The following is a 19,845-nucleotide window of genomic DNA, read 5'->3' on the forward strand; positions in this document are numbered from 1 at the left end:
CGGTGGCGGCGGCTCCCAGAACGGCGGCGTGGCGGAGGCGGCACCGGCGGCGGCGGAGGCGGCGGCGGTGGAGACGACCGGCGGCGGAGGCGACGGCGGCGGGGACGAAGCTCCCGGCCGTCGGCGGCAACTGAGCCAGACCCAGCGGGGCGAGACGACAGACCATGTCGTCTCGCCCCGCTTCGCATGTGTCGGCGATGCCCCACGCCCAGCGCATCTCCGCTAGTGTGGGGAGCGGCGTCGTCGCGGGTCCTCCGGGCACCGGCGACGCCGATCCCGCCCGGGCGCCGGCGACGACAACCAGGCAAGGAGAGCCATGACCAAGTGGGAATACGCCACCGTTCCGCTCATCGTCCACGCGACGAAGCAGATCCTCGACCAGTGGGGTGAGGACGGCTACGAGCTCGTGCAGGTCGTGCCCGGACCGGACAACAACGGACTCGTCGCCTACCTCAAGCGCCCCAAGGCCTGACCCACCGCACATCGTCGAAGGAGACCACCCATGTCGAAAGTGCTCGACCGCATCGCCGAACTCGACCTTGAGCTGCCCACGGTCGCCGCCCCTGCCGGCGTCTACGTTCCCGCGCTGCGCACTGGCAACTACGTCTACACCTCGGGTCAGCTGCCGGTCGTCGACGGCTCCCTGCCGACGACGGGCCACCTCGGCGCCGAGGTCGACGTCGACACCGGCTACCAGCTGGCCAGGATCGCCGGGCTCAACGCCCTGGCGGCCATCGCCTCGGTGATCGGGGATCTCGACAGGATCGTCCGCGTCGTCAAGGTCACCGGCTTCGTCAACTCGACCGACGACTTCACCCAGCAGCCGGCCGTCATCAACGGCGTCTCCGAGCTCTACGGTGAGATCTTCGGCGAGAAGGGCCAGCACGCGCGCAGCGCCGTCGGCGTCAACACCCTGCCCCTCGGCACCCCTGTCGAGGTCGAGGTCGTCGTCGAGGTCGAGGACGATGCCGCTTAGCGGACGCAATCTGCCCGTCTCCTCGGAGCTGACCTGGCTGCTCGATCTCTGGCGCACCGAGGGGCGGCGGCCCGTTCCCGAGCCTCCCCGTCCCGCCTCGGCGATCATCCTCGTCCGGGACACCCGGGAGGGGCTCGAGACGTTCGTGACCCGCCAGCTCGACGTGCGCGGGGTCGAGGACCGCAACCGGCTCGCCTACCCCGTGGGGGAGCTGCGACCCACCGACCTGCGCAATGTTCCGGTGACCGGGTGGAAGTCGACGCGCTGTGCGCGGACGCTGGCGCTGGAGAACAAGTCGCGGGCTCTGCAGCAGTTCTCGGCGGCCGCACGGGTCGCGTTCGCGGCGACCGGCGTCATGCTCGCGGAGAACGTCGACCATGACCTCGTCGCCTCGCCGCAGACGGACTGGCAGTCCGTCCGGTACAAGCTCCTGTCGAACGAGATCGGCTGGACGCAGGTGCTGCGGGAGCGCGATCTCAAGCTGCGCCCGGATCTGCTCAAACCGTGGATGCGGTGGATCAACACCGCCACGCAGCTCCACCGCTTCGACACGACGTACTTCCTCGCCGCGGTGCCGTTCGGCCAGGAGGTCGACTTCCTCACCTCGAACGAGAGCTCGGGGCGGTGGCAGCGGCCCGAGGAGATCCTCGCCGATGCCGCCGACGATCCGAACCGAATCAGCGCGAGCACCCGCCTCATCGTCGAGAGCCTCGTGCCCGTCCACAGCGTCGGCGCCGCCATGGCGCAGGTGCGCGACATCCACCCGCTGCGCCCGGAGATCATCGACGAGGACGGCGAATGGCGGCTGATCATCCAACCCCGCCGCGACTTCCACCGCAAGGGAACGCTGCGCGACAACGAGGTGGCCGTCGGCGACGACGAGAAGGACGAGAGCCCGAGCCTCATGAGCCTGGGCGGTGAAGACGACGACGCCGTGGTCGACGAGGAGAACGAGGACACATGAGGATCCGCGCGAACAATCCCTCACCGATGACCCTGACCGGGACGAATACTTACGTCATCGCCTCGGTCGATGATACCTCGGCGGTGGTCTTCGATCCGGGACCGGAGCTGGCGGAGCACCGGGAGGCCATCCTCGCCGAGGTGGGGGACCGGAGACTGACCGCGATCGTCCTCACCCACCAGCACGCCGATCATTCCGAGATGCTCGGATCCGTCGACGAATGGGCGCCCGAGGCGCCCGTCTTCGCGGTGCTCGACCGATTCGCCCACCACACCCCGCCGGTGCGCGATGGACAGCGGATCGCGTTCGGCAGCGATCCTGCCGATGTCCTCGAAGTCGTCGCGACCCCGGGGCACACGAGTGACAGCATCAGCCTTCTCCACGACGGCGTCCTCTTCAGCGGCGACACGATCCTCGGGGAGGGGACGACGATCGTCACGTACCCGGAAGGCTCCCTCGGCGACTATCTCGACAGCCTCGATCGCCTCCGTGCGCTTCTCGATGCCGGTGCGTACACCCGGATCGAACCGGCGCACGGTCCGACGATCGACAACCCCGCCGAGGTGATCGACCACTACCGCACCCACCGGCAGGAGCGCATCGGCCAAGTCCGCGCCGCCCTCGCCCAGGGTGCGACGACGGCGGCCGAGGTCACTGACATCGTCTACCACGACGTCGATCCCCGCGTCCGCGGGGCCGCCGAGCAGATCGTGCGCGCCCAGCTCAGCTACCTCGGTGAGCTCTCTGCCGAGGACGCGTAGCAGCTGCGCGGACGACCGCCTCGGGTGTCTGACCACCGGCGGGCGACGATGACGCTCAGGGAGGGACCCGGACTTATCGGACGGACGACGAACGCCCCGACAGCTGTCGGGGCGTTCGTCTCACTCTGGAGGCCGGTTAGAGGCCTGCGGGGTGTGATCAGCGGGCGCGGTTGCGCATGCGCTCCATGTCGAGGATGACGACCGAGCGCGCCTCGAGGCGGATGAAGCCACGGGCGGCGAAGTCGGCGAGAGCCTTGTTCACGGTCTCGCGGGAGGCGCCGACGAGCTGGGCGAGCTCCTCCTGGGTGAGGTCGTGCGCGACGAGCACTCCGTCGGGAGCCGGCTTCGAGAAGCGCGCGGCGAGGTCGAGCAGCGCCTTGGCGACACGACCGGGAACATCGGAGAACACGAGGTCGCCGACGGTCTCGTTCGTCCGGCGCAGGCGCTGGGCCAGCGCCTTGAGCAGGTTGAGTCCCGCCTGCGGGCGATCCTTGAGCCACGTCGTGAGGTCCTCGTGCTTGAGGCTGAGCAGCTCGGACTGGGAGACCGCGGTGACGGTGGAGGAGCGCGGACCCGGATCGAAGAGGCTGAGCTCGCCGATGATCTCACCCGGTCCGACGACGGAGAGCAGGTTCTCGCGGCCGTCGGAGGACTCGCGGCCGATCTTGAGCTTTCCGGTGGACACGATGTAGAGCTCGTCTCCGGCATCGCCTTCGTGGAAGAGCACGGTGCCCCGGCGGAGGCTCCGCGGGTTCATGAACTTCATCAGCGCGCTCGTCGATTCGTCATCGAGTCCGGCAAATAGTGTTGCGCCCCGCACAACTTCTGTATCCACAATGTCCTCCTTGTGATGGTCTCCACACATAAATCTACCTGGTCAAGGGTACCTATACCACCAAATGCGCGCGTGTGGGCGGATGAATGAGGAATATGAGGGTGTGTTGTCGTTTCCTGGAGACTGCCTCGCTTGGGTCCCCTTCATGTGTGAGCGGGACAACTGCGGTTTCGATTCCCGCGGATTAGGATGGTGAGTCGTGTTGACGGTGGCAGAGAAGAGCGCGCGGAAGTTCGCGAAGGAGACCCCGCTGGGGAAGAAGCGACGTGCCCGGAAGATGAACCGGATCCTCGCCGAGGTGTACCCCAACGCCCAGGTCGAACTCGACTTCGCGACCCCGTTCCAGCTCCTCATCGCCACCGTGCTCTCCGCGCAGACGACGGACATCCGCGTCAATTCGGTCACCCCCGGGCTCTTCGCCGCCTTCCCCGACGCGCACGCGCTCGCGGTGGCCAACCTCGGCGAGGTCGAGGAGCTCATCCATTCGACCGGGTTCTACCGGGCGAAGGCCCGCAACATCGTCAAGCTCGCCGGCGATCTCGTCGAGAAGTACGACGGTGAGGTGCCGCGGACGATGGAGGAGCTCGTCGAGCTCGCCGGCGTCGGACGGAAGACGGCGAACGTCGTCCTCGGCAACGCCTTCGACACCCCGGGCATCACCGTCGACACCCATATGGGCCGCCTCGCCCGCCGGTTCGGGTGGACGACGGAGACGGACCCGGTCAAAGCCGAAGAGGACATCGCCGGACTCTTCGAGACCAAGGACCTCACCCTGCTCTCGCACCGGGTGATCTTCCACGGCCGTCGCATCTGCCACTCCCGCAGGCCCGCGTGCGGAGCGTGCCCGCTCATGACCCTGTGCCCGTCGTTCGGCATCGGCGAACTCGACCCCGAGAAGGCCCGTGAGATGTTCCGGTACGAGATGGCGCCCTTGGCATGAGCGATTTCCTCCACGGGCTCCACGATGCCGACCGTACGGGATCGGGGTCGACCGGCGCCGAGGCGGCAGGCAGTGACAGCCCTGCCGACGCCGAGCTGCGCGACCAGCTCACCCGCCTCGCCGCCTCTAAGGGATCGCCGCTGTGGCTGCGCCGGGCGAAGGCCCGCGGCGATGCCGTCGTCCGCGACGCCGCCGTCCTCATGCTCTTCGGTCGCGGCGGGAAGCCTCGCACCGCCGCCGGACGCGACGTGCTGCCGGCTCTGGAGGACAAAGGCGTCGCCGACGTCGACCTCGTGCTCCTCCAGCGCGCGAGCACGCTGCGACACCACCCCGGTCAGGTCGCCTTCCCCGGGGGCGGACGCGATCCCGAGGACGACTCGCTCATCGCCGCAGCCCTGCGCGAAGCCGAAGAGGAGGCGGGCATCGTCCCCGCCAGCGTCGACGTCCTCGGCCAGCTCGAGCCGCTCTACATCCCGGTGAGCAAGTTCCAGGTCACCCCCGTCATCGGCTACTGGGCGGTGCCCGGCGTCGTCGCCGTCATGGACGAGGCCGAGTCCTATTCCGTCTACCGCGTCGCCATCGCAGACCTCGTCGCCCCGGCCAACCGCGGCAGCTTCTCCCGTCCCGACCTCGCGCTGACGACCCCCGCCTTCGACGTCGGCGTCTTCAAGGTGTGGGGCTTCACCGCCGGCATCCTCGACTTCGCCCTCGACGAGCTCGGCTGGGCCGTCGACTGGGACCGCGACGCCCACATCGACATTGACTTCTGAGGACGCGGTCTCGGGGGAGGGCTTCGCAGGCCCGGAGCCGCCTCGGTGGGTGGGCTCCACCGAAACGTCCCGCGGGGACGGTGGGTGGGCAAATGTCGTTCTGCTGGCGAAACGTCGTTCTGCCGGTCAGAGGTTTCGCGCTGACAGTGAATGATGGCGAAAAGTCGAAATGCCCCACAACTTGTCGACCGCGCGAGTACTTCTGGCCGACACGATCTCGGCGCTGCCGGCGAGTCGCGCAGGCAGTGCCTGCCGGACGCGACGCGAGGCGAACCCGGGTGGGACGCGAATGGCGCCGAGCTCCCGGGGGAGTCTCGGCGCCATTCGCCTGCTTGCTGTCGGTGCCCCGGTCGCGGGGCACCGGCTCAGTAGCGGGGGCCGGAGGGGTTCTTCAGGGCCCGCTTGACGGCGGCGACGAGTGCCTGCGCCGAGGCGATCGCCCCGCCGGGCACCGGGTTGCCCTTCTTGAGGATCGGCACCGCGATGAGCACAAGGATGATTGCGAGCACCGCGAGGATGCCGAAGATCATGAGGAAGCTTCCCCACCACGGCCATCCGAGTCCCTCACGGAACGCCGAGGCGCCGGCGAAGATCACCATGAACGATGACAGGAACAGGAAGAACAGGGCGACGAGCGCGAGTGCCGAACCGATGCCCAGATTCTTCGCACCGGCGGTGGCCTCGGCCTTCGCCAGGGCGAGCTCCTCCTCGGCGATCGCCTTGGAATCGTCGCCGATGTCCTTGATCAGTTCGCTGATCGACCTCTCGGCCATGAGTGCTCCTATCGACAGAACGGTGTGACAATCTTCCTTAAGAGTAGTCTCAACGTTCGTGCTCGCCAAAGACGTTGCGGACTGAATTCGGCCCGCGCCGATCCCACCGTCGGATCAGGACTTCGCCACCGATTCCTCGATGAGCTTCATCACCGAGGAATCGGCGAGGGTCGTGGCGTCCCCGACCTCGCGGTTCTCGGCGACATCCTTGAGCAGGCGCCGCATGATCTTGCCCGACCGGGTCTTCGGCAGCTCGGAGACGATGTGCACCTGCTTGGGCTTGGCGATCGGTCCGATCTCCTTGCCGACGAACTGGCGCAGCTCCTCGGCGGTCTCCGGGCTGTCCTCGACTCCGCCGACGGTGATGACGAACGCGATGACGGCCTGCCCGGTCGTGTCGTCGGCCGCACCGACGACCGCCGCCTCGGCGACGGAGGGATGGGCGACGAGCGCGGACTCGATCTCAGCGGTCGAGAGCCGATGGCCGGAGACGTTCATGACGTCATCGACCCGGCCGAGGAACCAGATGTCCCCGTCTTCGTCGCGGCGCGCCCCGTCACCGGCGAAGTACGTGTCGGGGAACCGCGACCAGTAGGTCTCCTTGAAGCGCTCGGGGTCCTTCCAGATCCCGCGCAGCATCGACGGCCACGGCTGGCGGATGACGAGGAGGCCGCCTTCGGGTCCGGCCGGGTTCTCACCGGTGTCGTCGACGACGTCGACGGCGATGCCGGGGATCGGACGCTGAGCCGACCCCGGTTTGGTCGCGAGCACGCCGGGCAGCGGCGCGATCATGTGGGCGCCGGTCTCCGTCTGCCACCACGTGTCGACGATCGGGCAGCGACCGCCGCCGATGACCCGGTTGTACCAGCGCCAGGCCTCGGGGTTGATCGGTTCGCCGACGCTGCCGAGCAGGCGCAGGCTGGACAGGTCGTACTTCGCGGGGATGTCCTCACCCCACTTCATGAACGTGCGGATCGCCGTCGGTGCCGCATAGAGGGTCGTCACCTTGTTCTTCTCGACGATCTCCCACCAGCGACCCTGATCGGGAGTGTCGGGGGTGCCTTCGTAGATCACCTGGGTCATGCCCATGGCCAGCGGGCCGTAGGCGACGTAGGAGTGTCCGGTGATCCATCCGACATCGGCGGTGCACCAGAAGACGTCGGTCTCCGGCTTCGCATCGAAGACGGCCTTCATCGTGTAGAGGACCTGCGTGAGGTATCCGCCCGAGGTGTGGAGGATGCCCTTGGGCTTGCCCGTCGTGCCGGAGGTGTAGAGGATGAACAGAGGGTTCTCCGCGTCGAAGAACTCCGCCTCGTGCTCGGGGCTCGCCTTCTCCACGGTGTCGTGCCACCACATGTCGCGGCCCTCGGTGAAGTCGACGTCCTGGCCGGTGCGGCGGACGACGAGGACGGATTCGACCGGGGTGTCTCCCGTCGACAGGGCCTCGTCGACGGCGGGTTTGAGGCTCGTCTCCTTCCCGCGACGGTAGCTGCCGTCGGCGGTGATGACGACCCGCGCCTCGGCGTCGATGATCCGCGAGCGCAGCGCATCGGCGGAGAACCCGCCGAAGACGACGGAATGAGCAGCGCCGAGGCGGGCCGACGCGAGCATCGCGATGACCGCTTCGGGAATCATCGGCAGGTAGATCGCCACGCGATCGCCGGCTTTGACGCCGAGCTCGGTGAGCGTGTTCGCCGCCTTCGACACCTCGGCGAGGAGCTCGGCATAGGTGTATTCACGGGAATCGCCGGGTTCGCCTTCGAACTTGATGGCGACCCGGTCGCCGTTGCCGGCGAGCACATGACGGTCGAGCGCGTTGTAGGCGACGTTGAGCTTGCCGTCGGCGAACCACTTCGCGAAGGGCGGATTCGACCAGTCGAGCACCTCGGTGAAGTCCTGCTGCCAATCGACGAGGTCACGCGACTGCTCCGCCCAGAACGCTTCGAAGTCGTCGGAACCGCGCTCATAGGCGTCTGCCTTGACGTTGGCTGCGGCCGCGAACTCCTCGGGCGGGGCGAAGGTTTCGGTCGCCTCGGTGCTGTCGGTCATGATTCCCTCCGGCTTCTTTGATGGAACGAAGATTCTCTCTGCACTGTATACCCGGGCCAGGCGGTGCGGTCACCGCCGTTCAGGCGCTGAACAGCGTCAGTCGGGGGTAGTCATCGGCACCCTGCTGTGCTAAGACTTGCCGGGTTCGCACGGTCGCCGGCGTCGGACAAGGGGACTGTCGGTGTCGAATGACTGCACATGAGGGCCGAGGTCTGCAAGGATGGCCCTAGGCCTGCGGTGATGGACGCTGCAGACATGACCTTGTTCCCCGATCGACTGGAGCCCGCGATGAGTTCGCCGCAATACCCCAACGGCCAGGGAGTGCCGCCGTGGCATGACCAGAACGCGCCGAATGCAGGGCCGAACAATCAGCCGCCTGCGGGACAGGCGGGAGCCTACGGCGGTCAGCAGTTCGGCGGTCAGCCCGCCGGCGCCGGACAGTACGGTTCCGGCCCCGGACAGTACGGTCCCGGGCAGGGCGGTCAGCCGGGACAGTACGGTTCCGGACAGCCCGGAGCTGCCCAGGCCGGATCGGGTCAGTACGGATCTGCCCAGTACGGTTCCGGTCCATCAGCGTACGGGCCGCCCGCCGGCGGCCAGCCCGGTGCTCAGCCAGGGCCTTATGGCTCGGGCCCCTCCCAGTACGGGTCAGGTCCGGCTCAGTACGGTTCAGGACCGTCGCAGTACGGTGCGGGTCCGGGACAGTACGGCTCCGGACCGTCGCAGTACGGCTCCGGACCATCGCAGTACGGGTCGGGTCCCGCCCAGTTCGGGCCGGGAGCGCCCGGGCAGCAGCGACCACGGCGCTCGGGTCCCGGCCTCATCGGCCCGCTGACGCTGCGTGATCTCTTCCTGCTCTTCGCGGGACTGCTCGCTCTCATCGTTCTCTTCGTCCCGTTCAAGAGGTTCGAGTTCATCCCGCTGCCGCTGTGGTCGTGGAACATCGATGCGATGGGCACTCTCGTCTTCAATGTGCTCGCGATCCTCCTCATCGTCGCGGCGGTGCTCGTCAACAAGCTCGGCAACGGCGGCCTGCGGGTCGGATCGCTCGGTATCGACCAGTTCATCTCCGTGCTCGCCGCCGTCGCGTTCACGTACGCGTTCGTCGATCTCGTCACCTCGGTGCCGTACTGGCATGTCGGTGCCTACCTCGCGTTCTTCGCCGCTCTCGTGGCGTTCTTCGCCGGGGTCTTCACGATGCTGCCGTTCTTCGGCAAGGAATTCGACGCGCGCGAGAGCGTCCAGGCGCACCCCAAGGCGCGACCGGTGGGCAAGCGGGCACAGCACCCGGCTCCCCAGGCCAATGTGCCCGGCGCTCAGGCTGCCGCATTCGGCAGCGCACCCGGCCAGGACGGCTGGGGCGCACAGGGCCAGCCGGGACCGCAGGGTCAGTTCGGTGCGCAGGGCCAGTTCGGTGGACAGGGCCAGGAGCAGGTTGGTGGCCAGTCGGGTCAGTTCGACAGCCAGTCCGGGTCGGGCTCATTCGACCCCCAGGGCCAGCAGCAGTTCACCGCGGATCCCACGGCACACGGACAGGGATACGGTGCCACCGGCGCCTCCGACCAGCCGGGGTATTCCGCCCAGCCCACCGGCGGCGAACAGGGACACGCAGGGCGTCACTCCTACCCGTCGTCGGACTACAGCGGTTCCGCGGGGCGGTCGGATTCGTCCTTCGCCCCGCCGGCTGCCGGATCCGAGGAGCAGTCGGTGCAGAGCACCGGGTCGGGACAGACCTACCTCGGCGCTCAGCATCCGCGCGATCCTCAGCATTCGCAGAGCGAGCCGACCCAGACCTTCGGGTTCGGTGCGCAGCGCGAGGAGGAGTCGTGGGAATCGGAGACCGTGGTCTCGGACGAACCGCTCGTCGGCGATGATCCGACCGGTGCCGGGGCCGCCGGAACCGACGGTCGCGCAACCGACGCCGGCCAGGGTGACCGCCGTGATTCCGGCCAGGATGACCACCGTGGCTCCGACAATGCCGGTGTCGCCGCAGGTGCGTCAGTAGCCGCCGGGGCTGCCGGTGCGGCAGTCGCTGCCGGGGCCGCCTCGACGCGATCCGGCGACGTCTCGACGAGTGACAGCGCCGGAGCAGACGGTGTGCCTGCCGACCGGGCTGCCTCGGAAGCCGGCACCGCCGACCGTGGTGGTGCCGACAGTGCTGTCTCTGACGGTGCTGTCGCGGGCGGCGACACCTCGGATCGGTCCGCCGAGCGCGGACCCGATGACACCGTCGCGATCAGCAAGGCCGTGAGGAACGACGATTCGGCGGACGCCGGCTCGGAGCGGATCACCTCGGTGTCCGAACGTCGCCGCGGACGCCACGCCGCACCTGACGCGGACTCGGCCACGACCGCCTCGGCGACAGGAGAATCGGCCACGTCAGGGTCGGCCTCGACGGCCACCGAGGCGGCACGCGGCACCGGGCAGACGGATGCGGAGAGGTCGGCGACGGCCACGAGCTACGAATCCGCAGGGGACCGAACGCCCGCTGATTCCGAGACCACCGCAGCGGCCCGGTTCGCCGACGGCAACACCGTGGCCTCCTCGACAGCGACCGGCGAGGACGAGCCGGGTCCCGGTCCGATGGGGATCTTCGTCGGCGGCCCCGGCGGTGTGACCGAGGAGAGCACCGAGACGACCGTCGTCGACGAGACGGCGACCCCGGACGGCGATGAGACGAACATCCGCACGACGGAGGCGACCGTCGTCACCGCTGACGGACACATCGATGAGGCGCCCGGCGCCGATCCGACCGGCACCGATGTCGCCGACGACCGCCGGTCGTCGGACTCCTCGAGCTCCGCGACGGGAGCTGCCGGCGCGACGACCGCGGCCGCGGGCGGCTCCGCAGGTGGAGACTCGGCGACAGCTGGCCCGTCGGCCGGCACGGACGCCGATGTCACCCGGGATGATGACGCGACTGCGCGATTCGACGCGGCCGCCGTCCGGGACGTTGCCGCATCCGGTGGCGACCGCACCGCAACCGCGGGCACGGACGCTGATCGCACGGAAACCGCGGGCACCGACTCTGCCCGCACGGAAGCCGGGGCGGACACTGCCCGCACGGACACCACCCGCTCCGCCGCCCCGAGCGAGCGCGACGGTGCTGCTGGCAGCGGAAGCAGCGAGCGGACGACTCCGCCCGACTCGGACGAGCCGACGCAGTACGTGCCGATGGCGAACTACCGGGAGGACTCCGACAGGGACGCCCGCACCGGTGCGCCTGCGGCCGGCACGGGTGCTCGTCTGCCGACTCGGCGTCGACCGATGCGGCTGCCTCGAGCGACCGCAGCGGTGCGGACGAGGGTGAGCGGGGGGTCATCCAGGCCTTCTGGTTCGCCGTGCCCGAGCCGCGGGAGGCCGTCGACGAGAAGACCGGCCTGCCGGTCTTCACGATCTACCCCGGCGAATGGTTCCTCGCGCTCGAGGATCGCGGAACGACGTTCACGGTCCGCGATTCCGACGGCAAGGAGGGCCTGCTGCGCAACATCGAGGGCATCCAGCGCGGCTGACTCGTGTGCTGGGCCTGTGGACGGGCCCAGCGCACAGCGCGGGTCGATCCCGCCCGGGCCGTCCACGCTCAGCGCCGTCACCAGTGGTGATGCGCGCATCGTCGCCGAAGGGGCGGCTCCTGTGACTCAGATGCACAGGAGCCGCCCCTTCTCCGCTCTGTCCACAGGCCCACTCCCGACCCTGGCGGGGAGGGGACCGCCGGGGGCAGGCTGTGCGCATGCAGATCGCCCTCATCACCAACCTCGGCGCCATCACCGAGGAGTGCGCCCGCGTTGCCGAGAGCATCGGCATCGAGCTCACGGTGCTGCCACCGGACTCCGGCGGCTGGCAGGGCGCGGCGCTCATCCTCCTCGGCGAGGACGTCCGCGAGGTCCCCATGACCGACCGCGCCGACCGCATCCTCGTCGTCCTCGACGGAGACGAACCCGCATCGGCCTGGCGGCGAGCCGCGACCCTCGGCGTCGAACAGCTCGCGATGCTGCCCTCGGCCGCGGAATGGCTGAGCCAGCGGATCATCGCCGCCGTCGAGCCCCCGGTCACTCCCGGGGTGACCGTCGGCATCGTCGCCGGCTGCGGGGGAGCGGGCGCCTCGGTGCTCGCCAGCGCCCTGGCCAGACGCGCCGCGAAGGAGGTCTCGACGGTCCTCGTCGACGCCGACCCGCTCGGCGGCGGACTCGACCTCGTCCTCGGCGCCGAACAGGTGCCCGGCCCTCGCTGGGCGGACCTCAGCGCCTCCCGCGGCCAGCTGCGCCCCTCGGCGCTGCGCCACGCCCTGCCCGTCCACGACGGACTCGCGATCCTCTCCTGGGGACGCGATGACACCCTCGATCTCGCCCCGGAGGTGTTCGACGACGTCCTCGCTGCCGCCGGTCAGGCCTTCGATCTCGTCATCGTCGACCTGCCTCGCCACGCACCGCCGCAGTGGACGCGGCGCTGCCACCACGTCCTCCTCGTCGCCCCCGCTCGGGTCCGCTCCGCGGTCGCCGCCTCACAGGTGGCCAAACGGCTCTCCCACTCGCACCCGGATGTGCGCCTCGTCGTCCGGGAGACCGGAGCCGGCGGCCTCGACTCCGACCTCCTCGCCGACTCGATCGGACTCGGTCTGGCCGGCAGCATCCGCGACGATCGCGGACTCTCCGCCGCCGTCGACCGCGGTGAGGGCATCCCCGGCGGGGCGCGCCTGGGCCGCCTCGTCGATCGGCTCCTCGGGGAGTGGGTCGGATGAGCGAATGGCTCGACGCCTCCCTCGTCGCCGAGGTCCGCAAGACCCTGCTCGACAATCCCGGACCGGTGACGACCGCCGCCGTCGCCGAGGCGGTCCAGCGCACCGGCCGGGTGCTCGGTTCGGCGGCCCTCCTCGATCTCGTCACCCGCCTGTCCGCGCAGCTGTCCGGTGCCGGTCCGCTCCAGGCCGTGCTCGAGGTGCCCGGCACCACCGACGTCTTCGTCAACGGCCCGCGTGAGATCTTCGCCGACACCGGATCCGGGCCGACCAGCCTCGACCTCTCCCTCGGCTCCGAGGACGACGTGCGCTCGCTCGCGGTGCGCCTGGCCGCGCTCGGCGGGCGTCGCCTCGACGATTCGAGTCCGTTCGTCGATGTCCGCTTGCCCGACGGGGTGCGGATGAACGCGATCGTCCCCCCGATCTCCGGGGACCACACGACGATCTCCTTCCGGGTGCCTCGACGGTCCGGGTTCACCGTCGCTGACCTCCTCGGCGACGGCTTCATCCCGGCCGCCGTGCACGACCTCCTCGCCGAGGCGGTGCGCTCGCGGGCGAACATCCTCATCTCCGGGGGCACGGGCACCGGCAAGACCGTCCTCCTCGGCGCGCTCCTCGGACTCGTCGACCCCGCCCACCGGATCGTCGTCGTCGAGGACTCCCGCGAGCTCATCATCGGCCACGGTCATGTCGTCCAGCTCTCGGCCCGGCAGGCCAATGTCGAGGGCGGGGGCGAGGTCACGCTCACCGATCTCGTCCGCAACGCCCTGCGGATGCGTCCGGACCGCCTCGTCGTCGGGGAGTGCCGCGGTCCGGAGGTCAGGGACATGCTCACCGCGCTCAACACCGGGCACGAAGGCGGGTGCGCGACGATCCACGCGAACACCGCCGAGGCGGTCCCCAGTCGCCTGGCCGCGCTCGGGGCGCTCGCGGGGATGAGTCCGCAGGCCGTCCATGCGCAGTTCGCGACCGCGATCGACCTCGTCGTCCACCTCCGCCGGGTCGGCTCCGACCGCGGGCTCACCGAGCTGGCGATCCCGACCGGGCCGGAGGGGGAGACGATGACGATGGAACCGGTGTGGGGTCGACCCTCCCCGCGGTCGGCCGGGGAGTTCAACCGGCGTGCGCTCGCCCGCTTCGAAGCCGTCCTCGAGACGCGGTCGGCATGATCGTCCTCACCGTCGCCGTGCTCATCGCCGCCGGGATCGTGCTCGCGGCCCCACCCGATCCGCGGGCGCGCTTGGCCCAGCTCCTGGCGGCAGACCCTCGCCGAGGCGGCCCGCCGGGACCGCGATCACTGGCGCGGCGCGGACGGGAGGAGGCCGAGGCCGACCAGCTGTGGGCGATCGGGGCGGTGGAGAGCTGCGCGCATCTGCTCAAGGTGGGGATGACCCCGCAGGCGGTGATGGCGACGCTGGCCGGGCAGGACGATCGCCTTCGTCCGATCTCCCGGGCGATCGCGCTCGGTGACGATCCCGGGCGGGCGATCGCCGCCCGCGGTCAGGGTCTGCCCGCCGCGGCCGCCGAGGTGCTCACCGGGATGGCTGCGGTGTGGACGGTCTCTGAGCGGTCGGGGGCGCCCGCGGCCGACATGATCCTCCGCTACGCCGCTGCTCAGCGGGATGCCCTCGATGCGAGCCGGGAGCGGCGGATCGCGATGGCCGGACCCCGTGCCACCGTGCGGGTCCTCAGCTGGCTTCCCCTCATCGGCATGGGCCTCGGCCTGCTCATCGGCGTCCGCCCGCTCGCGCTCCTCACCGGTCTGCCGGGGCAGCTGAGCATCGGCGGCGGCATCGTCCTCTACGCGCTCGGCCGGTGGTGGATGATGCGGATGATGACCCGGGCGGAGCGCTGAGGGACGATGGCTGCGATCCTCGTCGGACTCCTCGTCGCCGCGGCCGTGCTGCTGTGGACCGCCCGCCCCGCGGGACGGCTGGAGATGCTGCTCAGCGGTGGTGTCCGGGCGGGCCGCCGGTCCGGTCCCGGTCCTGGGACGACCGGTCTGACGGCCGGTCAGACGGCCGGTGGGGCTGCCTCGGCGAGGAGCGGGGACGGGGGCACCGCCTCGGCGAATGAGCGGACCGCGGTCGCCGACGAACAGCTCGCATTCGACCTCGACCTCGTCGCGATCTGCCTCACCGCCGGACTGCCGATCCCTGTGGCGCTCACCCTCACCGCCGAGGCGACGGGCGACCGGTCGGGGCTGCTGCGGATCGCACGGGCGAAGACGATCGGCGGTGACGACCTGTCCGAGGACGACCGGCTGCGACCGGTCCTCGACGTCTTCGTCTTCTCCGAGCACACCGGGGTCGGACCGGCCCCGCTCATCGAAGCCGTCGCCGGGGAGCTGCGGGACTCCTCACGGCGCAGGCGGCAGGAAGCGGCCGCCGCACTCGGGGTGCGCCTCGTCGTGCCGCTCGGCGTGTGCATCCTGCCGGCGTTCCTCCTCCTCTCCGTCGTGCCCGTCGTCATCTCCCTGCTGACCGATCTCACCTCGGTGTTCTTCTGACTCGGTGCCGGGGCAGACAGTTTCGCTCAGCGGTTCATCGTGGACTCCTGCGCCAGTGATCCATGCGCCGGTGATCCACGCGGTGGGGGACGCGGCTCGCAGCTGGATCGGACCCCTCGGAAGCTCTTGATAAGGTCGCCCCATGCCTTCAGTTCCACCGTTCCACTGCCTTGACGATGTCGACGAGGCCGCACAGTACGCGCAGAGCCTCTTCGCCGGGCAGTCCGTTCGGCTGCGTCCCCTGCGCGAGGAGGACCTGCCGTACCTTGAACAGTGGTGGTTCGATCCCGCAATCGTCGTGCTTCAGAATGCCACCGTTCTGCCGCGACCCGAAGGTGCGGTGTCTGAGCAGTTCCTGCAGTGGAGTGCGAATACCGACAGCAGCTCCGTGGGCTTCAGCATCGAGCTCATCGAGAGTGGTGAGTTCATCGGTCACGTCACGCTATTCGGGCGCAACGCCATCAACCAATCCGCCACCCTGGCGATCATCCTCGGACCTGAATTCCACGGGCGCGGCTATGGCACCGACGCCGTCCGTCTGACCCTGCGTTACGGCTTCCTGCAGCTGGGACTAAACCGTGTCGAGCTGCGCACCTGGGCCTTCAACACTCGCGGGATCGCCGCATACGCGAACGCCGGATTCGTCGAAGAGGGCCGCCTGCGCGAGGCGGTGTTCTTCAACGGCCGCCGCCACGACGAGGTCATCATGGCGATCCTGCGCGACGACTGGTCCGGCTGACTCGCAAGAATGTTTCTGGGCGCAGCTGCCGGTCCGAGGGGGCGTCCCGGGATCGGGACGCCCCCTCGGACCGGCAGCTGACGAGGTTCGGCGGCAGGGCACCTGAAGCGTGAGCCGCCGGCCTCTGATGCCGACCTCAGCGCTTGATGCCGTGGCGGTCCATCGTCACCGGTCGCGAGGTGTGCACCATTGCCGGGCCGGACTTCGGGGCGACGATGAGCGAGAGGACCGTGATGAGCGCGACGACGATCCACAGGAAGCCCAGCGGCAGGACGCTGCCGGCGAAGGCGACGGCCAGGGCCGCTGCGACGGTCGGGGCGAGCCCGCCGAGGGTCGAGGCGATGTTGTAGACCAGCGCGGTGCCCGTGAAGCGCACGGCCGTCGGCAGGCGCCGGGCGATGAAGGCCGCGAACGGTCCGTAGAGAGCGCCCTGGATGATGACGTTGCCGAGCACGATCGCGAGCACGAAGCCCCACACGGTGCCGTTGCTGAGCATGAGGAGGATGGGGATCGCGAGGACGCCGCCGGCGATGGCGCCCATCATCAGCACCTTCGTCGTGCCGATCCGGTCGCTGAGGCGGGCGAAGAGGACCGTGGTGAGCATGAGGCCGAGCGCTCCGCCGGCCTTGAGGTAGAGGGAGTCGGAGACGTCGACGCCGTTCTGGGTGGCCAGGGCGAGACCGTAGACGGTGACGATCTGCTGGGTGAAGACCATCGAGGTGTAGACGCCGACACCGATGAGGATCGTCTTCAGGTGCTTGCTGAAGACGTCGAGGATCGGCAGGCGCTTCTCCTTCTTCTCCTCCTCGAGCTGCTCGAACAGCGGCGACTCGGTGACCTTGAGGCGGATGATGAACGCGGCGACGACGAGGACAGCGCTGAGGAGGAACGGCACGCGCCATCCCCAGACGAGGAAGTCATCGCCGGAGATGACGGCGGTCGTCGCGACGACGAGGGCGGCGAGCACGGTGCCCGCGGGACCGCCGGAGACGGCGATCGCGCCGGCGAAGGCGCGGCTCTTCTCCGGGGCGTGCTCGACGGCCATGAGGGCGGCTCCGGTCATCTCACCGCCGACGGCGATGCCCTGGAGGACGCGGAGGAAGACGAGGGCGAAGACACCGAAGTAGTTGCCGTCCTGCGTCGTCGGCAGCAGGCCGATGCCCACCGAGGCGACGCCGATGAGGGCGAGGGTGAAGACGAGGATCGGCTTGCGTCCGATCTTGTCGCCGAAGTGACCGAGGATGATGCCGCCGAGCGGACGGATGAGGTAGCCGACGGCGAGCGTGGAGAACGACGCGAGCAGCGCCCCCTGCGGGCCGAGACCGGAGAAGAAGAGCGGCCCGAAGACGAGGCTGGCCGCCGTCGCGTAGAGCATGAAGTCGTAGTACTCGAGCATCGTCCCCATGAAGCCGGAGGCGAGCACGGTGCGCACTTCCTTGGGGTCCGGGGTGTGTGCGGGCGGATTTTCGGGCAGGGGTGCAGAGGGCTGGGTCACGGGATTCTCCTCGGATCGTGCGGAATTCTCTGCCAGGAGTGCAGATCGTCGAACGTGCAGGCAGGCATCGGCGCAGGGTGGAGCGTCAGCGCGGTGTGCGGCGACGGTGCGGGTGCGGTGGCCCGGTGGTGCGGCCGGTCAGTGGTGCGCTGGGTCGGCACCGTCGTGATGGTGATCCGGAGTCGCTCGCCGAGGTGGCGGCTCCGAACCGGTGTCAGCGCAGGATGAACTCGTCTCGGTCGTGTGGGATGGATGCCCGCGAGTTCCGAACCGCGGACAGCTGCGCCTGGATGCTCGACCGGTTGTTACCGGGAACGATGTGATGGAGGAGGAGCTGCTTGGCTGAAGCGGAGTCAGCCACCCTCAGTGCATCGGCGACAGTCGTGTGGGACCTCAGGTGGTGGGCCCGTGAGGCGCGGGCGACGGGGTCGGTCGGCGAGCCGTGGACGGCGTCGATCCACTCTTCGTCGATCGCCTCGTGGAGGAGGATGTCGGCATTGTCGGCGAGCGCGATCATGTTCGGGGTGAACGTCGTATCCCCGGAGATCGCAACGACGCCGTCATCGGTCTCGATGCGGAAGCCGAACGCCGGTGCCACGGGTGGGTGGAGTGCCAGGGTGGCGAGGACTCGGACGCGATCGTCCTCGTAGATCGCGAACGGTCTGATCTCCGGGGCCGGATCGTCATCGGGGTGATAGCCGATGGTCGTGGGCACCGCGATGTCGGAGGCGGTGAAGAGCTGCTTCGCGGTGGGTTTGAGCCCGTCGAGGTAGCGGTCGTTGAGGTCGGTGGCGAAGGCGCGGAAGAGCAGGTCGACCATGTCTGCGGTGCCCGGCGTCGGCTTCTCCGGGTAGAGCGGGGTGCGGGCGGCCGTGCCGTCGGACGCTGCGGCGTGCTCCGACAGAGGAGGGGGTGTGCCGCGGTCACCGGGGCCGATGATACGGATCGGGTCGCTGTTCTCGCTCTTGGCTTCGTAGCTGCTGAAGAGGAGCAGGCTCGGGAGGGCGGCGACATGGTCGGAGTGGAGGTGGGTGAGGAACATCGCCCGCATCCGCTCCATCGGCAGGCCCGCCCGGACGAGGTTGCGGCCGGTGCCCGAGCCGGCGTCGATGAGGTAGAAGGCGTCGCCGACGACGACGGCGGTCGCAATGCCCGAGGGCTCTTCGGAGGCGGTGGCCGGCCACCAGCGGGGTCCGCCTGCCACGCCCAGGGTGATGACGCGGGTGGCAGTGGAGCTGGTGGATGGCATGGTGGTGACCTCTCGTCGGTGTCGGGGTTTCATCCAGTGTGGCCGAGGTCATAAAATTGATCCAATTAATTAAATGTCGAACGCACATAGGGAATCTCAATGAGCGACATCACGCTGCGCCAGCTCGAATACTTCCTCGCCGCCCTCGACGACGGGTCGATCACGGCTGCGGCGCGCACGTGCAGCGTCACGCAGGCGACGGTGTCGACGGCGCTCAACGAACTCGAGCGGGCCGTGGGCACCCGTCTGCTCGTGCGCAGTCGCACGGCCGGGGTTCGGCCGACGAGCGCGGGGACGGCCCTGGTGTCGCGGGCCCGGGCGATGCTCGATCTGGCCCGCGAGATCCCCGACGTCGCCATGGGGGACCAGTCGACGATCGTCGGTTCGGTCCGGGTCGGGTGCATCTTCCCGCTCGGGCCGTATCTGCTGCCGCAGCTGATCAGTGATTTCGCCGAGGCGCATCCCGGGTTGGACATCTCATTCACCGAAGGGGCGACCGGGGATCTGCGGCGAGAGCTCGACGTCGGTCGCCTCGATCTCGTCCTCACCTTCGGCGGTCAGCTTCCGCCGACGGTGCCGGCGCAGGAGATCGCGAGCTTCCGCCAGGTGATCCTCCTCGCGGCCGACCATCCGCTGGCCGGCCGCAAGGAGATCGCCTTCCGCGAGGTCGCCGAGATGCCGGTCATCCTCTTCAACCAGCCGCCGTCGCGGGACAGGGTCGAGGCGATGATCCGCGGGGCCGGAGTCGAGCCCGATGTCCGCTGGGAGAGTGCGAGTCCGGAGACGGTGCGCGGACTTGTGCGCCGGGGGCTGGGCTATTCGGTGGGCAACATCGGCTCGGAGGCCGAGGGCCGGGACTCCGACGACGGCATCGCCTACATCCCCATCGATGATCCTCAGGCGCCGAACTCGATCGTCGCCGTCTACGAGACCGGGCATCCGGTGCCGCGGCGGGTGAGCAGCATCGTCGACTACTTCATCGAGCAGAGTCCGACCTGGGAGTGGCTCGCGTACTGACTTGCGTGCAGTCGCCTGTGGACGAGTCGCGAA

At 69.4% G+C, this 19,845-nt stretch carries 21 protein-coding genes; 13 read left to right on the plus strand and 8 right to left on the minus strand.

All coding sequences use genetic code 11. From position 1 onward, the window contains the following. Window positions 1–217: hypothetical protein (locus tag AC2W7K_RS16075; protein ID WP_486006395.1), on the minus strand; the 217-nt coding region annotated here is incomplete at its 3' end. 99 nt (window positions 218–316) lie between these two features. Here AC2W7K_RS16075 and sp36 point away from each other — a divergent pair. From sp36 to AC2W7K_RS16095, 4 genes are read left to right on the plus strand one after another with little or no spacing between them, the layout of a single operon-like run. Then, window positions 317–472, plus strand: a complete 156-nt coding sequence (sp36, locus tag AC2W7K_RS16080; protein WP_171007136.1) for a Sp36 family protein — start codon at window positions 317–319, stop codon at window positions 470–472. 30 nt (window positions 473–502) lie between these two features. After that, entirely contained in the window at window positions 503–976 is a 474-nt protein-coding gene (locus AC2W7K_RS16085; protein ID WP_140955489.1) for a RidA family protein, read from the plus strand. Continuing rightward, complete coding sequence (locus AC2W7K_RS16090) at window positions 966–1,940, plus strand: NUDIX hydrolase (RefSeq protein ID WP_140955490.1); 975 nt, start codon at window positions 966–968, stop codon at window positions 1,938–1,940. The genes AC2W7K_RS16085 and AC2W7K_RS16090 overlap by 11 nt, the downstream gene beginning before the upstream one ends. Beyond that, entirely contained in the window at window positions 1,937–2,701 is a 765-nt protein-coding gene (locus tag AC2W7K_RS16095; protein ID WP_344251400.1) for an MBL fold metallo-hydrolase, read from the plus strand. The genes AC2W7K_RS16090 and AC2W7K_RS16095 overlap by 4 nt, the downstream gene beginning before the upstream one ends. 157 nt (window positions 2,702–2,858) lie before the next feature. On the opposite strand, the gene AC2W7K_RS16100 is transcribed toward AC2W7K_RS16095, so the two are convergent. After that, window positions 2,859–3,536 carry a Crp/Fnr family transcriptional regulator gene (locus tag AC2W7K_RS16100; RefSeq protein ID WP_137827074.1) on the minus strand — a complete coding sequence of 226 codons (678 nt, stop codon included), beginning with the start codon at window positions 3,534–3,536 and terminating at the stop codon, window positions 2,859–2,861. Window positions 3,537–3,735: 199 nt separating this feature from the next. On the opposite strand from AC2W7K_RS16100, the gene nth reads away from it, so the two are divergent. Both nth and AC2W7K_RS16110 read left to right on the plus strand, forming a co-directional pair. Next, window positions 3,736–4,476, plus strand: coding sequence for an endonuclease III (gene nth, locus AC2W7K_RS16105; protein WP_211978045.1), 741 nt, complete (start codon window positions 3,736–3,738; stop codon window positions 4,474–4,476). Further along, window positions 4,473–5,246, plus strand: coding sequence for an NUDIX hydrolase (locus AC2W7K_RS16110; protein ID WP_249120904.1), 774 nt, complete (start codon window positions 4,473–4,475; stop codon window positions 5,244–5,246). The genes nth and AC2W7K_RS16110 overlap by 4 nt, the downstream gene beginning before the upstream one ends. Window positions 5,247–5,611: 365 nt before the next feature. On the opposite strand, the gene AC2W7K_RS16115 is transcribed toward AC2W7K_RS16110, so the two are convergent. The 4 genes from AC2W7K_RS16115 to AC2W7K_RS16130 form a co-directional block, all read right to left on the minus strand. Then, on the minus strand, window positions 5,612–6,019 hold the full coding sequence (locus tag AC2W7K_RS16115; RefSeq protein ID WP_140955493.1) for a phage holin family protein: 408 nt from the start codon (window positions 6,017–6,019) through the stop codon (window positions 5,612–5,614). A 114-nt stretch (window positions 6,020–6,133) separates the two neighbouring features. Then, window positions 6,134–8,068, minus strand: a complete 1,935-nt coding sequence (acs, locus tag AC2W7K_RS16120; RefSeq protein ID WP_198500663.1) for an acetate--CoA ligase — start codon at window positions 8,066–8,068, stop codon at window positions 6,134–6,136. A gap of 669 nt (window positions 8,069–8,737) precedes the next feature. Then, a complete protein-coding gene (locus AC2W7K_RS16125; protein ID WP_486006396.1) occupies window positions 8,738–9,319 on the minus strand; it encodes a hypothetical protein in 582 nt (193 codons plus the stop codon). A gap of 1,208 nt (window positions 9,320–10,527) precedes the next feature. Next, on the minus strand, window positions 10,528–10,971 hold the full coding sequence (locus AC2W7K_RS16130; protein WP_486006397.1) for a hypothetical protein: 444 nt from the start codon (window positions 10,969–10,971) through the stop codon (window positions 10,528–10,530). A 438-nt stretch (window positions 10,972–11,409) separates the two neighbouring features. Between AC2W7K_RS16130 and AC2W7K_RS16135 the strand changes: the two genes are divergently transcribed. From AC2W7K_RS16135 to AC2W7K_RS16160, 6 genes are all read left to right on the plus strand, one after another. Beyond that, window positions 11,410–11,580 (plus strand): hypothetical protein, encoded by a 171-nt coding sequence (locus tag AC2W7K_RS16135; protein WP_486006398.1) that lies wholly within the window; start codon window positions 11,410–11,412, stop codon window positions 11,578–11,580. A gap of 218 nt (window positions 11,581–11,798) precedes the next feature. Next, window positions 11,799–12,806, plus strand: coding sequence for a septum site-determining protein Ssd (ssd, locus tag AC2W7K_RS16140; RefSeq protein ID WP_211978043.1), 1,008 nt, complete (start codon window positions 11,799–11,801; stop codon window positions 12,804–12,806). Beyond that, window positions 12,803–13,972 (plus strand): TadA family conjugal transfer-associated ATPase, encoded by a 1,170-nt coding sequence (locus tag AC2W7K_RS16145; protein ID WP_211978042.1) that lies wholly within the window; start codon window positions 12,803–12,805, stop codon window positions 13,970–13,972. Before ssd ends, AC2W7K_RS16145 begins: the two co-directional genes overlap by 4 nt. Continuing rightward, window positions 13,969–14,658, plus strand: coding sequence for a type II secretion system F family protein (locus AC2W7K_RS16150; protein WP_198500666.1), 690 nt, complete (start codon window positions 13,969–13,971; stop codon window positions 14,656–14,658). Before AC2W7K_RS16145 ends, AC2W7K_RS16150 begins: the two co-directional genes overlap by 4 nt. A gap of 6 nt (window positions 14,659–14,664) precedes the next feature. Continuing rightward, window positions 14,665–15,312: a type II secretion system F family protein gene (locus tag AC2W7K_RS16155; RefSeq protein WP_198500667.1), complete on the plus strand. Its 648-nt coding sequence runs from the start codon at window positions 14,665–14,667 to the stop codon at window positions 15,310–15,312. 142 nt (window positions 15,313–15,454) lie between these two features. Further along, window positions 15,455–16,051 carry a GNAT family N-acetyltransferase gene (locus tag AC2W7K_RS16160; protein ID WP_198500668.1) on the plus strand — a complete coding sequence of 199 codons (597 nt, stop codon included), beginning with the start codon at window positions 15,455–15,457 and terminating at the stop codon, window positions 16,049–16,051. A 136-nt stretch (window positions 16,052–16,187) separates the two neighbouring features. Here AC2W7K_RS16160 and AC2W7K_RS16165 read toward each other — a convergent pair whose 3' ends face one another. Together AC2W7K_RS16165 and AC2W7K_RS16170 are read right to left on the minus strand one after the other, a co-directional pair. Continuing rightward, window positions 16,188–17,546, minus strand: coding sequence for an MFS transporter (locus AC2W7K_RS16165; RefSeq protein WP_232623848.1), 1,359 nt, complete (start codon window positions 17,544–17,546; stop codon window positions 16,188–16,190). Window positions 17,547–17,760: 214 nt separating this feature from the next. Further along, window positions 17,761–18,795, minus strand: a complete 1,035-nt coding sequence (locus AC2W7K_RS16170; protein ID WP_198500669.1) for an MBL fold metallo-hydrolase — start codon at window positions 18,793–18,795, stop codon at window positions 17,761–17,763. 99 nt (window positions 18,796–18,894) lie between these two features. Between AC2W7K_RS16170 and AC2W7K_RS16175 the strand changes: the two genes are divergently transcribed. After that, window positions 18,895–19,812, plus strand: a complete 918-nt coding sequence (locus tag AC2W7K_RS16175) for a LysR family transcriptional regulator (protein WP_198500670.1) — start codon at window positions 18,895–18,897, stop codon at window positions 19,810–19,812. Window positions 19,813–19,845 lie beyond the last annotated feature (33 nt).

This window comes from Brevibacterium sp. LAARM2_SD2, from assembly GCF_057364785.1.

Coding starts and splice junctions, on each gene's coding strand:
- acs (WP_198500663.1), bottom strand. CDS start 8,068: ATGACCGACAGCACCGAGGCGACCGAAACCTTCGCCCCGCCCGAGGAG.
- AC2W7K_RS16110 (WP_249120904.1), top strand. CDS start 4,473: ATGAGCGATTTCCTCCACGGGCTCCACGATGCCGACCGTACGGGATCG.
- AC2W7K_RS16170 (WP_198500669.1), bottom strand. CDS start 18,795: ATGCCATCCACCAGCTCCACTGCCACCCGCGTCATCACCCTGGGCGTG.
- AC2W7K_RS16175 (WP_198500670.1), top strand. CDS start 18,895: ATGAGCGACATCACGCTGCGCCAGCTCGAATACTTCCTCGCCGCCCTC.
- AC2W7K_RS16155 (WP_198500667.1), top strand. CDS start 14,665: ATGGCTGCGATCCTCGTCGGACTCCTCGTCGCCGCGGCCGTGCTGCTG.
- ssd (WP_211978043.1), top strand. CDS start 11,799: ATGCAGATCGCCCTCATCACCAACCTCGGCGCCATCACCGAGGAGTGC.
- AC2W7K_RS16160 (WP_198500668.1), top strand. CDS start 15,455: ATGCCTTCAGTTCCACCGTTCCACTGCCTTGACGATGTCGACGAGGCC.
- AC2W7K_RS16145 (WP_211978042.1), top strand. CDS start 12,803: ATGAGCGAATGGCTCGACGCCTCCCTCGTCGCCGAGGTCCGCAAGACC.
- AC2W7K_RS16150 (WP_198500666.1), top strand. CDS start 13,969: ATGATCGTCCTCACCGTCGCCGTGCTCATCGCCGCCGGGATCGTGCTC.
- AC2W7K_RS16095 (WP_344251400.1), top strand. CDS start 1,937: ATGAGGATCCGCGCGAACAATCCCTCACCGATGACCCTGACCGGGACG.
- sp36 (WP_171007136.1), top strand. CDS start 317: ATGACCAAGTGGGAATACGCCACCGTTCCGCTCATCGTCCACGCGACG.
- AC2W7K_RS16115 (WP_140955493.1), bottom strand. CDS start 6,019: ATGGCCGAGAGGTCGATCAGCGAACTGATCAAGGACATCGGCGACGAT.
- AC2W7K_RS16090 (WP_140955490.1), top strand. CDS start 966: ATGCCGCTTAGCGGACGCAATCTGCCCGTCTCCTCGGAGCTGACCTGG.
- AC2W7K_RS16085 (WP_140955489.1), top strand. CDS start 503: ATGTCGAAAGTGCTCGACCGCATCGCCGAACTCGACCTTGAGCTGCCC.